The 12,792-nt window shown below is 72.1% G+C and carries 11 protein-coding genes; 9 read left to right on the forward strand and 2 right to left on the reverse strand.

The window, feature by feature from the left end:
- The first annotated feature begins 48 nt into the window (after positions 1–48).
- Complete coding sequence (locus AB0L33_RS00550; protein ID WP_365676890.1) at positions 49–1,014, forward strand: DUF5926 family protein; 966 nt, start codon at positions 49–51, stop codon at positions 1,012–1,014.
- Positions 1,015–1,617: 603 nt separating this feature from the next.
- Here AB0L33_RS00550 and AB0L33_RS00555 read toward each other — a convergent pair.
- Positions 1,618–2,310, reverse strand: coding sequence for a bifunctional DNA primase/polymerase (locus tag AB0L33_RS00555; RefSeq protein WP_365676891.1), 693 nt, complete (start codon positions 2,308–2,310; stop codon positions 1,618–1,620).
- 478 nt (positions 2,311–2,788) lie between these two features.
- Between AB0L33_RS00555 and AB0L33_RS00560 the strand changes: the two genes are divergently transcribed.
- Positions 2,789–4,276, forward strand: a complete 1,488-nt coding sequence (locus AB0L33_RS00560; RefSeq protein ID WP_365676892.1) for a PP2C family protein-serine/threonine phosphatase — start codon at positions 2,789–2,791, stop codon at positions 4,274–4,276.
- Positions 4,277–4,374: 98 nt separating this feature from the next.
- A complete protein-coding gene (locus tag AB0L33_RS00565) occupies positions 4,375–5,835 on the forward strand; it encodes an aminopeptidase P family protein (protein WP_365676893.1) in 1,461 nt (486 codons plus the stop codon).
- Positions 5,836–5,871: 36 nt separating this feature from the next.
- Here AB0L33_RS00565 and AB0L33_RS00570 read toward each other — a convergent pair whose 3' ends face one another.
- Positions 5,872–6,417, reverse strand: coding sequence for an ATP-binding protein (locus AB0L33_RS00570; RefSeq protein WP_365676894.1), 546 nt, complete (start codon positions 6,415–6,417; stop codon positions 5,872–5,874).
- Positions 6,418–6,684: 267 nt separating this feature from the next.
- Here AB0L33_RS00570 and AB0L33_RS00575 point away from each other — a divergent pair, with 267 nt between their 5' ends.
- The 6 genes from AB0L33_RS00575 (at position 6,685) to efeB (ending at position 12,779) form a co-directional block, all read left to right on the forward strand.
- Positions 6,685–7,500, forward strand: coding sequence for a hypothetical protein (locus AB0L33_RS00575; protein WP_365676895.1), 816 nt, complete (start codon positions 6,685–6,687; stop codon positions 7,498–7,500).
- A gap of 140 nt (positions 7,501–7,640) precedes the next feature.
- Positions 7,641–8,378: a YcnI family protein gene (locus AB0L33_RS00580; protein ID WP_365676896.1), complete on the forward strand. Its 738-nt coding sequence runs from the start codon at positions 7,641–7,643 to the stop codon at positions 8,376–8,378.
- A 69-nt stretch (positions 8,379–8,447) separates the two neighbouring features.
- Complete coding sequence (locus AB0L33_RS00585) at positions 8,448–9,101, forward strand: SCO family protein (RefSeq protein ID WP_365676897.1); 654 nt, start codon at positions 8,448–8,450, stop codon at positions 9,099–9,101.
- On the forward strand, positions 9,098–9,547 hold the full coding sequence (locus tag AB0L33_RS00590) for a copper chaperone PCu(A)C (protein WP_365676898.1): 450 nt from the start codon (positions 9,098–9,100) through the stop codon (positions 9,545–9,547). Before AB0L33_RS00585 ends, AB0L33_RS00590 begins: the two co-directional genes overlap by 4 nt.
- A gap of 14 nt (positions 9,548–9,561) precedes the next feature.
- Entirely contained in the window at positions 9,562–11,484 is a 1,923-nt protein-coding gene (locus tag AB0L33_RS00595; protein ID WP_365676899.1) for a copper resistance protein CopC, read from the forward strand.
- Positions 11,485–11,492: 8 nt separating this feature from the next.
- A complete protein-coding gene (gene efeB, locus AB0L33_RS00600) occupies positions 11,493–12,779 on the forward strand; it encodes an iron uptake transporter deferrochelatase/peroxidase subunit (RefSeq protein WP_365676900.1) in 1,287 nt (428 codons plus the stop codon).
- Positions 12,780–12,792: the final 13 nt, after the last annotated feature.

The raw sequence follows: 12,792 nt of genomic DNA on the forward strand, positions 1-12,792 counted from the left end.
TAGGCTCGCGGGCCAGACCGCACTGTCGCAATCGGGAGTAAGCCCACCATGGCGAAGAAGCGCCCTCAGACCAAGGCCGGGAAGCAGCAGCTCAAGGACGGCGAGATCCCGGTGGTCGGGGCTCGTGAGCCCTGCCCGTGCGGTTCGGGCCGCCGCTACAAGGCGTGCCACGGCCGTGCCGCGGCACAGGCGGTGACCGAGCTGGTCCAGCGTCCGTTCGAGGGCCTGGCCGGGGAGTGCGACTGGGTCGCGCTGCGCGAGCTGGTCCCGGCGGCAACGGCCGGGCTGGCGCTCAAGGGCGGCCTGCCCGAGGGCGTGCCGTCGGTGACGCTCGCGACGGTCCTCCCCATGGCGTGGCCCGCGCTGCGCCGCGACGACGGCTCCGTCCTGCTCGCCCTGCAGAACGACACCTCCTCCGGCGACCTCAGCCGGGACCTCGCGGACACGCTGAGCCGCGCGCTGGAGGCGGAGCCCGGTACGCCCGTGGCCGCCCGCCGCGTACCGGCCGACGGGCCCCGGCTCCAGGACCTTCTGGACACCGAGGCGCCCTTCGAGCCGGTCGTCCACTCCGGCTTCGAGTTCTGGGTGCCGGACTCGGAGAACGCCACGGCGGAGGTGTCCGCCTCGCTCGAACGCGCGAACGAGGCGGCGATCCCGACCGCCCTGCTGTCGGGCGTGGACGCCGCCTACTGGTGCGAGACGCCGGAGAAGAACCACCTGCGCTGGGTCATGCCGCACGCCGAGGAGCAGCTGCTCGACGCGCTCGCCCGGCTGCACGCTGCGGGCGAGTCCTCGCTCGGCGAGGGCACCCGGCTGGTCGGTTCGTTCCGGGCGCACGGGCTGATGGTCCCGGTCTGGGACCTGCCGAGCCCGATGGGCGCCGACGACTGCGAGAAGCCCGCCGCCGCGTTCGCGGAGCGGCTCGCCAAGGCGCTCGCGTCGGACGCGCCGCTCACCGCCGAGGAGCGACGGGCGCGTGGCGGTCTCACCAACCGCCAGGTGACGCTCAGCTGACCGTGACGGCCGCTCGGCCCGGACGGTGACTCCCGTCACAACTCGCCGTACTCGCAGGTAAATCGCTGTCCGAATACGCGAGATCGAATTTGCGAACGGCAGATCTCTTGTTACGGTTCAAGAAGCCCGGTCGCTGGTGCATCCCCCGTCGCCAGCGATCGGGCGTCCTCATTTCCGGGTACGACGCGCTCCGCGCGCCCGGGGCGCGCCGACCGGCGTACGGGTCGCCCCCGGCCCGTGCCCCACTTCATCCGCCTGGCTCCCCCGTCCGGTGGCCCGGCGTCAGCCATGTGGTTCCGGAAGCCCGTTGGGCCTGCGCCGGGACGCGAACACCGCCGAGGCGTCCTCAGAAAGCCTCTTCCCACCGGGTTTTGCGACCCCGAATTCCGCGGCATCACCGACACCTCCGGACAAACGGAAGCGCTACGAGCAGTCCCGCCGTTTACCCGGAAATCGTGAAGCCAGACGGAAGGAGTGGGAGGGATGAGGAAGAACGGAAGGGATTCGCCGTAGATCGGACAGGGAAGCGACAGAACTCCGTATTGAATGCCATCTGAAAGAACACGCCCGCATCAGAATCTGGCCAACCCTGTCCCCAACCGCTCAGTGCCTAAGTCTGCTACCGCCGTCCGGGGCACTCGTGCTCGCCTCGACCAGGGCGTCCAGGACGACCTCGACGTCCGGCAGCCAGGGCGCGACGGCGGCGCCTTTGGGGCGTGAACCCGGAGTGCGCCCCGGCGCGCGCTCCCAGCGGACCTGCCCCGTGCCGATCTCCGACGGGGGCAGCACGACATAGCCGCCCTCCCCGTGGAACCGCAGCGAGCTGGGCACCCGGTCCTGCGCGTACAGCAGCTCGCCGAGCCGTTCCAGGGTGTACGGGGCGACCAGCAGCGCCCACCGGGTGGGCGTCGCCACCACGGGGCCCAGCCGCAGGCCCGCCCGGTCGAGCGCGGCCAGGGCGCGGGCGCCGGCCACCGCCGGCAGGCTCAGTGCGCACGGCGCACGGCCGCCCGTGGCGAGCAGCACCGGCGCGGCCGGCCGGTTCGTCCACCACCAGCGCACCATCCGGGCATCGGTGGTCGCGGCGAGCAGTCCGGGGTCGAAGGGGTGCGCGCCGGGCACCGCGCACTCGGGATCGGGGCACGCGCAGCGGGGGCCGCGGTCACCGGCCCCGCGCAGCCCCGCCCCGGGGAGCACGGGCCACTGCCACTCCGTGGCGCAGGTCAGGGCCGCGTCGAGCCGGGCGGAGCCGCCCCTGCGGCCGAAACTGCGTCGCCTTCCGAGGATCTCGCGCATGAGCGCTCGTTCCTTTCCGTTGAACGCCGAGGGTCCGCCTCGCATCGTGCGCGGTCACACCATGCCTGCGGATCTTCTGGGTGTACGTGCTCGTCGAGCCTGCGGTACGGGTCGTTCGTCGGTACCGAGCGTGAGCCGTGCTGAGCCGGATCGAGCTGCTTGCGGTCGGCATCGTGGCGAGGTGCGGGGCGCACGGCGCTCCTGCGGTCCGTACGTGCGGCCTCGCCACTCGGGGGTGGGGCGCGGCCGTCACAAGAGAGGACGTCCGGGCCTGCTGCCAGGTTCCGGGGGCGTGCGGGGCCGCCCCTGGCCATCCAAAGAATTACGTACCCAGCATGCCCGGAATGACGCGCCCCAGGGACTTCACCCGGAGGTGCGCCCCCGTAGAGCAGACCCAGTCGACCGCTAATGCATACGGCGAGGTGCGTTTTTTGGCCAAGTTGATTAAGGCGCGGACACCGGGTTTTCCGGGGGGACAATGCTGGACATCGCCTCACTTGTGCGTGTACATGTGGATGCACTGGTAGCGGCGCAGAATGACATGGGGGTTTGCGATGCTATTCGACGGAACACACCGCTCGGAAAGCCGGCGACCATGAGCGCTCCGCACCCGCCAAAAGTGGCTGGAATCGATCCCACAGTTCCGGTTTCGGACGAGACTGCCGCGCCGGTCGAGGCGGTGCCCACCGCACCCGGCGCCTTCATCCAGGACCGGCTCGCCGGCTGGGTCTCCGACCTCACCACGCTCCACGAGCTCACCGAGCGTCTGGCCGGAACCAGCACCCTGGACGACGCCCTGCACGAGTTCCTCGACGCCGGGGCCGCCCTGGTGGGCGCCCGCCGGGGCCTGGTCTCCTTCGAACCGTCCGACCGGCGCGGCCCCGTCAGCACCATCGGGCTCGGACTGGCCCACGCCGAACTGGGCCAGATCGAAACCGTGCCGCGCAGCGCCACCTCGTACGGACGCATCCTCGAGGGCCGGCCCCACCCGGACGCCCCGCTGACCACCCCCGATCTGCTCGGCGACACCGGCCTGGACCCGCGCAGGCGCGAGGTCGCCGCCCGCCTCGGCTACGCCGCCAGCTACGCACTGCCCCTCGCCACCGCGACGGCCGGACGGCTCGGCGCCGCCGTCTGGCTCTACGACGAACCCGCGGAACCGCTGGAACACCGGCGCCACCTCGTCGGCCTGTATGCCGGATACGCCTCCGAGCACCTGGCCCGCCTGCTGGAACTGGAACGGGCCAGGGCCGACGTCGCCACCGTGGCCGAGGAACTGCTGCCCACCCGGCTGCCCCGGGTCCCCGGCGTCCAGCTCGCCGTACGCCACGAGGTGGCCCCCCAGGGCGGCGGCGACTGGTACGACGCGCTGGCCCTGCCGGAGGGGGCCCTCGGCCTCGCCGTCGGCTCGGTGGGCGGCTCGGGCCCCAGCGCGCTGGCCGCCACGGGCCGGCTGCGCGCCGGGCTGCGCGCGTACGCGGTGATGGAGGGCGAGGACCCCGTCGCCGTGCTCTCCGACCTCGAACTGCTGCTCCGGCTGACCGAGCCGGCCCCCTCGGCCACCGCGCTCTTCGCGTACTGCGAACCGGCCCGGCGCCGGATCCTGCTCGCCGGGGCCGGGCACACACCACCCCTGGTCGTCGGCGAGCGCCGCACCGCGTACGTGGAAACGACGCTCTCCGCCCCGCTGGGCATGCTGTCCTGCTGGGAGGCGCCCAGCGTGGACATCACGCCCGCACCCGGCGAGACGGTTCTGCTGTACACCGACGGGCTGCTGCGCCGGGCCGGCGACTCGATGGACCGGGCGTACGCGCGCCTCCACGCGGCCGCGGCGAGCGTCCCGAGGGCGCTGCGCGGGGACGCCGCCTCGGTGGCCGACCACGTGGTGCGCACCGTGCTGCCGAACGGGGCCGGCCGCGCCGACTGCGCCGAGGACGTGGTCGTACTCGCGGCCCGGTTCGACTGATCCGGGCCTTTCCCATGTAAGAGGTCTTCCGGCCCTGGGCCCCCTTCCGTACGCCCGTACGATGGAGGAGGTCCAGCGTCGTATCAAGGAGAACAGTCGTGTCTGAGGAGTTCCCGGAGACCCCGGAGACCGAAGAGACAGAGCCGGTCAAGCAGCGGAAGAACGGCCTGTACCCGGGCGTGTCCGACGAGCTCGCCGCGAGCATGAAGTCCGGCTGGGCCGACACCGAACTGCACGGCCTGGAGCCGATCGCCCAGGCCGGTCACACCGCCGACCGCCGCGCCGCACTGTCCGCGCGCTTTCCCGGCGAGCGGCTGGTCATTCCCGCGGGCCGGCTGAAGACCCGCTCCAACGACACCGAGTACGCCTTCCGCGCCTCCACCGAGTACGCGTACCTCACCGGCGACCAGACGCAGGACGGCGTCCTCGTCCTGGAGCCGACGGACGACGGCCACGAGGCGACCGTCTACCTGCTGCCCCGCTCGAACCGGGAGAACGGCGAGTTCTGGCTCGACGGCCAGGGCGAGCTGTGGGTCGGCCGCCGCCACTCCCTCGCCGAGGCCGAGCAGCTGCTGGGCATCCCCGCCAAGGACGTGCGCGAGCTGCCCGCCGCGCTGGCCGAGGCCACCGGCCCCGTCCGGAACGTCCGCGGCCACGACGCCGGCATCGAGGCCGCCCTGACCGACAAGGTCACCGCCGAGCGCGACGAGGAACTGCGGGTCTACCTCTCCGAAGCGCGTCTGGTGAAGGACGCCTTCGAGATCGCCGAGCTGGAGAAGGCGTGCGACATCACCGCGCGCGGCTTCGAGGACGTCGTGAAGGTCCTCGACAAGGCCGAGGCCACCAGCGAGCGCTACATCGAGGGAACGTTCTTCCTGCGCGCCCGCATCGAGGGCAACGACATCGGGTACGGCTCGATCTGTGCCGCCGGGCCGCACGCGACCACCCTGCACTGGGTGCGCAACGACGGTGCCGTCCGCTCGGGCGAGCTGCTGCTGCTGGACGCGGGGGTGGAGACCAACGACCTCTACACCGCCGACGTGACCCGCACGCTTCCCATCAGCGGCACGTTCACACCGCTCCAGCGCAAGATCTACGACGCGGTGTACGAGGCGCAGGAGGCGGGCATCGCCGCGGTCAAGCCCGGCGCCGAGTTCCGCGACTTCCATGACGCCGCGCAGCGGGTGCTCACCGAGAAGCTCGTCGAGTGGGGCCTGCTCGGCGACCTGTCGGTGGAGAAGGTCCTGGAGCTGGGCCTCCAGCGCCGCTGGACCCTGCACGGCACCGGCCACATGCTCGGCATGGACGTCCACGACTGCGCCGCCGCGCGCACCGAGGCGTACGTGAACGGCACCCTGGAGCCGGGTGTCTGCCTCACCGTCGAGCCCGGTCTCTACTTCCAGGCCGACGACCTCACCGTGCCCGAGGAGTACCGCGGCATCGGCGTCCGGATCGAGGACGACATCCTCGTCACCGAGGACGGCAACCGGAACCTCTCGGACAAGCTGCCCCGGCAGGCCGACGAGGTCGAGGCGTGGATGGCCCGGCTCAAGGGCTGATCCGCCACCGGCCGTACGTACGGAGGGGCGCCCCGCTCACGAGACCATGAGCAGGGCGTCCTTCCGCCATTTCAGGACCTTGTCGAAGCTCACGACCGCGCCGGCGCACCCCGGGCGGTTGCCGAAGTGGACGTGGTCGGCGAGCTGTTCGATCAGGCACAGACCCCGTCCCTCCTCGGCGGTGACGGGCGGATGCGACGCGTACTGCGGGTCCGGCAGGCCGCTCCCGGGCTGCCGCTCCGACGCACAGGGGCCGCCCCGGGTGGGGAAACCGGGCCCCGAATCGGCGACTTCGATGCGGCACTTCTCGCCGTCCAGATACGCGGTGACCCGGTACTGGCCGCTGGCCGTGGCCGACGGATCCTCCCAGGCGTCCCGGTCCTCCCCGGTGCCGTCGGAGGTGGCGTCGTACTCCCCGCCGTGCTCGACCGCGTTCGCACAGGCTTCGCTGAGCGCGAGAGACAGGTCGAAGGAGATGTCCGGGTCCACGCCCGCGGATTCCATCGTGCCGAGCAGGAACCGGCGGGCGAGCGGGACGCTCGCAGCGTCGCGCCGCAAATGGAGTGACCACCAGATGCTCATGCTCCGGCCTCCTGGTTGCGGCTAGACATACCGCTACGTATTGCCGCACCGGGGCGGTCGTAAGCACGAGCGCGCTCTGATGCCGCCCATTCGGCGGATAGCCGGATGCACCACACCGGTGTAACCCGGCCCCTCCGTTCGTTACGCCCGGGCCGGACGCCGCCGGAACCCGCGCGAACGTCCCCGCTCACACCCAATCCGCCCGGAAGACGACCTTCCGGACCTGCCGTACGGAGGCGGGGGGCCGGGTGCGATGATGGGCCCGCCATGTCTGTGTCTGTGGGACGCGCCGGAGCCGGTCTACGGCTGCTGAGGGCCGCGGTGTTCGCCGCGGTCTGCGTCGCGTTGTCCGCGGCCGGGCACGCGCTGGCCGCCTGCGCGACCGTCCCCTGGTGGACGCTGCTCGCCGGTTTCCTCGGTGTCCTCGCGGTGGCCGTTCCGCTCGCCGGACGGGAGCGCTCGCTGCCCTCCATCGCCACGGCCCTGGCCGGCGGACAGCTCGCCCTGCACACCCTGTTCGGGCTGGGCACGCACACCACGTCTCCCGCGGCGACGGGCGGCGACGACGCGCTGATCCGGTTCGCGGCGAGCCTCGTCTGCGGCGCCGGTCCGCAGCAACTGGACGCCGCCGACGCGCGGCACATCGTCGGCACCGCGGGCATCGACCCGGCCGAGGTGACCGCTCACGCGGACCAGCACCTGGCCGCAGCCGCTTCCGGCCCCACCTGGGCCACCCCGGCCGGCCTCCTCCACACGCTTCCCAGCCTGCCCATGCTCCTCGGGCACCTGCTGGCCGCCCTGGCCACCGGCTGGCTGCTGCGGCGGGGCGAGGTCGCCCTGTTCCGGCTCGCCCGGCTGTCGGCGCACGGGGCCCAGCAGGTCGCGGCCGGGGCCCGGCTCCGGGCGCTCCGGGACGCGTTCCGGCTCGTCGCCGCCCTGCGCACCGGGCTGGCCGGCGAGGCCACGACCGGGCCGCGCACCCCCCGTACCGCCGTGGACGCGCCGCGCCCGGCCACCGGGGATCCGTTGCAGCACCTGGTGATCAGGCGCGGACCGCCCTCCACGCTCGCTCTCGCAGCCTGACGCGACGCCCTCCACGCGATGCGCACCGGCCCCTCCGGCATCGGCGCGCATTCCAGCCGTACGGAAGTGGCGTCGCGATACCGGTGCGCACCCGTGCGCCGGAGCACCCTTCCTTCGTGCCCTGTGGAGTGATCCCTGCCATGAACGTTTCCCGCATCGCCCTCGCCGGCGGCGTCGCCGCGTCCACCGTGCTGCTGCTCGCCGGTACGGCCTCCGCCCACGTCAGCGTCCAGCCGCAGGGCGAGGCCGCCAAGGGCGGCTACGCCGTCATCAACTTCAAGGTCCCCAACGAGCGTGACGACGCCTCGACGACCAAGCTCGAGGTGAACTTCCCGACCGACCACCCGCTGGCGTCCGTCATGCCGCAGCCCGTGCCCGGCTGGGACATCGAGGTGACGACGAGCAAGCTGGCGAAGCCGCTGCAGATGCACGGCAAGACGATCAACGAAGCCGTCTCCAAGGTCACCTGGACCGGCGGCAAGATCGAGCCCGGCCGCTTCCAGCAGTTCCCGCTCTCCATCGGCCAGCTCCCCGAGGACGCCGACCAGCTGGTGTTCAAGGCGATCCAGACGTACTCCAACAAGGAGGTCGTCCGCTGGATCGAGGAGCCCAAGGAAGGTGCCGACGAGCCCGAGTCCCCCGCGCCCGTCCTCAAGCTGACGGCTGCGGCCGACGACGCGCACGGGGCGGCCGGCGCGGACTCCTCGAAGTCCCCGGACTCCGCCGCCTCCTCCGAGAAGAGCGGCGAGACCACCACCGCCTCGTCCTCCTCCGACGGCGAGGACAACACCGCCCGGGTGCTCGGCATCGTCGGCATCGTCATCGGCGTCGCCGGTGTGGCCTTCGGTGTCCTGGCCGGCCGCCGTCGTACCACCTGACAGGCCCCACGGGGGCCAGGCTCTTCCTGGCCCCCACCCGCTCCACCGACTCCTCAGGAACAGTGCTCCATGGTTAAGAAGATCGTTCCGGCCGCGGCGCTCGTCGTCGCGGCCGCGCTCACCCTGTCCGCCTGCGGCGGCAGCGACAACGACAGCAAGAAGCCCGTCGCCGATGTGTCGATGCAGACGAAGACACAGGCGGCGACGGTGCTCGACCAGCCGTTCACCAAGCCGGACCTCGTCCTGACCGACACACACGGCAAGAAGTACGACCTGCGCGAGGAGACCAAGGGCAAGCCGACGCTCATCTACTTCGGCTACACCAACTGCCCCGATGTCTGCCCGCTCATCATGAGCAACATCGCCATCGCCAAGAAGGCCCTGCCCAAGGCCGACCAGGACAACCTCCGGGTCGTCTTCGTCACCACCGACCCGGAACGGGACACCCCGGCCTCCCTCGGCAGCTGGCTCAAGGCGCAGGACCCGTCCTTCATCGGCCTCACCGGCGACTTCCCGGCCATCCAGGCGGGGGCCCGGCAGATCGGCATCGGCATCTCCGCGCCGAAGAAGGAGAAGGACGGCACGGTCGTCTCGATGCACGGCTCGCAGGTCATCGCCTTCTCCCCGAAGACCGACAAGGGCTACCTGCTCTACAGCGAGGACACCACGCCCGACGACTACGCCAAGGACCTCCCCAAGATCGTCAAGGGGGAGAACCCGTGAACCACCGCACCACCCTCGCCGCCGCCTTGGCCGTGACCGCGGGCCTGACGCTGGCGGGGTGCTCGGCCTCCTCGGACAAGCCGGAGCTGAAGATCACCGGCGCGTTCATGCCGCAGCCCGTCAACGACATGGCGGCCGGCTTCCTCGTCGTGCAGAACAACGGCACCGGCGACGACCGCCTCACCTCGGTCACCAGCCCGCTCTCGGACGACGTCACCATCCACGAGACGAAGAACCAGGTCATGCGGAAGGTGACGTCCTTCGACGTGCCCGCGGGCGGTGAGCTGGACCTCGAACGCGGTGGCAGCCACATCATGTTCATGAAGCTCAAGAAGCAGCCCAAGCAGGGCCAGAAGGTGTCCGTGGAACTGCACTTCGAGAAGGCCGGCGCGATCGAAGTCGACCTTCCCGTGAAGGAGACCACCCACAACCCGAAGAAGCAGTGAGGGACTGACACGCCATGACAGCCACCGCCCCGCCCTTCGGGCCGCACCCGTCCGCCCTGCGCCGGCCGCTCGCCGCGGCCGGTCTGCTCACCGTGCTGCTCGGCGCGGTGCTCGGCCTGCTGCTGGCCGTCGCGGCCCCCGCATCGGCCCATGCCGCGCTCACCGGCAGCGATCCGCAGGACGGGGCGGTGGTCGCCACCGCACCCACGCAAATCACCCTCACCTTCTCCGAACAGGTCGCCCTCGGCGCGGACTCCATCCGTGTCCTCGACCCCTCGGGCGAGCGCGCCGACACCAAGGCGGCCCCGCGCGACCTGCACAGCGGGTCCACCGTGAAGTACGGCGTCGCCCTGCGCGGGGGCCTCGGCGACGGCACGTACACCGTGGCCTGGCAGGCGGTCTCCGCCGACAGCCACCCGGTCTCCGGCGCCTTCACCTTCTCCATCGGGGCACCCTCCGAGACCAGCGTCGCCCTCCCCGACAGCGAGGCCGGGGGCGGACTCGTCGGCACGCTCTACGACATCGCGCGCTACGCCGCGTACGCCGGGTTCATCGTGCTCGCGGGCGGCGCCGCCTTCGTCCTGGCCTGCTGGCAGCGCGGGGCGGGGGCACGCCCGCTGCAACGCCTGGTCGTACGCGGCTGGATGACCCTCACCGCGGCAACGATCGCGATGCTGCTCCTGCGCAGCTCGTACACCGGCTCAGGGAAGCTGGGAGACGTCTTCGACCTCGACGGTCTCAAGGCGGTCCTCGACACGAAGCCGGGCGCCGCCCTGGTCTCCCGGCTCCTGCTGCTCGGCGCCGGCGCCCTGTTCGTCGCGGTGCTCTTCGGCACGTACGCCAAGCGCGAGGACCCGCGCGAGAAGAGAGACCTCACCTTCGGCCTCGCCATCGGCGGCGCCGTCATCGCCGCCGGCATCGCCGGTACCTGGGCGCTCGCCGAGCACGCGTCGACCGGTATCCAGCCGGGCATCGCCATGCCCGTGGACGTGCTCCACCTGCTGGCCGTCGCCGCCTGGCTGGGCGGGCTCGTGGCGCTGCTGACCGCGCTGTACCGCACGCCCGACCTGACCTCGGCGGCCGTGCGCCGCTTCTCCACGGTCGCCTTCGTCAGCGTGGTCGTCCTCGTCGCGACAGGGGTCTACCAGTCGTGGCGGCAGGTCGGCACGTGGTCGGCACTGACCGGTACGGGTTACGGGCAGCTGCTGCTGGTCAAGGTGGGGCTCGTCGTCGTCCTGGTGGGGGCCGCCTCGATGTCGCGCCGGTGGACGGGGAAGCTCGCGGAGGGCGGCGTTGCCCCGGCCGCCGTGGCACCCGGAACCGACGAGGACCCCGAGGCCGAAGCGGAGACCGCGGAGGACCCCGCCCGGGCCGCCCAGCTCGCCCGGCAGCGGGCCGCCGTGGCCACCGCCGAGAAGAAGCGGATACGCGACGCCGACCCCGGCCGGTCGGGCCTGCGCCGCTCCGTACTGGCCGAGGTCGGCGTCGCCGTGGTCCTGCTGGCGGTGACCACCGCCCTCACCTCGACCGAGCCGGGCCGTACGCAGGAGGAGGCGGCCCGCTCCACGTCGGCGGCGGCCGGGCCCGTGGACAGCGGTCCCGTCAATCTCGCGCTGCCCTTCGACACGGGCGGCACGAACGGCAAGGGCACGGTACGGATGGACATCGACCCGGGGCGCACCGGCGCCAACGTGATCCACCTGTGGATCGAGGACCCCGCCAAGAAGCCCATGGACGTTCCCGAGGTGAAGATCGCCTTCACCCTGGAGTCCAAGGACATCGGCCCCCTGCCGACCGTCCCGGTCCGGCTGACCGAGGGCCACTGGACCGCCACCGGCCTCCAGCTCCCGATCGCGGGCGACTGGAAGGTCGCGGTGACGGTACGGACCTCCGACATCGACCAGACGACGGTCAACAAGAACGTGAAGATCGGCTGAGCAGGACCGTGAGCGGAAAAAGCACCAGCAGCGACACCAGTAACACCCAGGCCCTCTCCCGGCGGCGGCTGCTCGGCACCGCGGGCGCCGCCGGGGCGACCGGTCTGGTTCTCGGAGCGGCCGGCGGCGCCACCGGCTATGCCGCGACCCGCGACGAGGCACCGGCCGCGCTGACCACGGTCGGCTCCACCGAGGTGATGTTTCACGGGAAACATCAACCGGGGATCACCACTCCGCTTCAGGCGTCCGGCCATCTGATCGCCTTCGACCTCGTTCCCGGGGCCGGGCGCAAGCAGGCCGCCGCCCTGATGCGTCGGTGGTCCGCGGTGGCTCAGCGGCTGATGGCCGGCGAACCCACCACGGGCGCGGCGGACGGCCCCGGACACGACACCGGTGTCGCGCTGGACGCGGGCCCGTCCTCGCTCACCGTCACCTTCGGCTTCGGCGCCACCTTCTTCGAACGCACGGGCCTCACCACGCACCGCCCGCCGGGGCTCGATCCGCTGCCGCCGTTCTCCTCCGACCACCTCGACGCCGGCCGGTCCAACGGAGACCTGTGGGTCCAGATCGGCGCCGACGACGCGCTCGTCGCCTTCCACGCACTGCGGGCCGTGCAGAAGGAGGCCGCCTCGACGGCCACCGTGCGCTGGCAGATGAACGGCTTCAACCGCACGCCCGGCGCGACCGCGAAGCCGATGACGGCCCGTAACCTGATGGGCCAGGTCGACGGCACGGGCAACCCGAAGCCCACGGACGACGACTTCGCCGAGCGCGTGTTCGTCCCCGGCGGCCAGGACCCGGCGTACGACTGGCTCGCGGGCGGCTCCTACGCGGTGGTGCGGCGGATCCGGATGCTCCTGGACGACTGGGAGAAGCTTCCGGTGGAGCGCCAGGAACGGGTCATCGGCCGACGCAAGGCGGACGGCGCCCCCCTCAGCGGCGGCACCGAGACCACAGCGATGGACCTCGACAAGGCGGGTCCGGACGGCAAGCTGCTGATCCCGGACAACGCGCACGCCCGGATCTCGTCGCCCGAGCGCAACAGCGGTGCGGCGATGCTGCGCCGCCCGTTCTCGTTCCACGACGGGATCGCCCCGGACGGCACACCGGACGCCGGACTGCTGTTCATCTGCTGGCAGGCCGACCCGCTCCGCGGCTTCGTCCCGGTGCAGCGCAAGCTGGACCGGGGGGACGCGCTCTCCCCCTTCATCCGCCACGAGGCGAGCGGGCTGTTCGCGGTGCCGGGCGGGGCCGCGGCCGGTGAGTACGTGGGGCAGCGGCTTCTGGAGTCCTGACCCCCGGGGGCCT

The sequence above is a fragment of the Streptomyces sp. NPDC052299 genome, assembly GCF_040679335.1.
Taxonomy (GTDB): domain Bacteria; phylum Actinomycetota; class Actinomycetes; order Streptomycetales; family Streptomycetaceae; genus Streptomyces.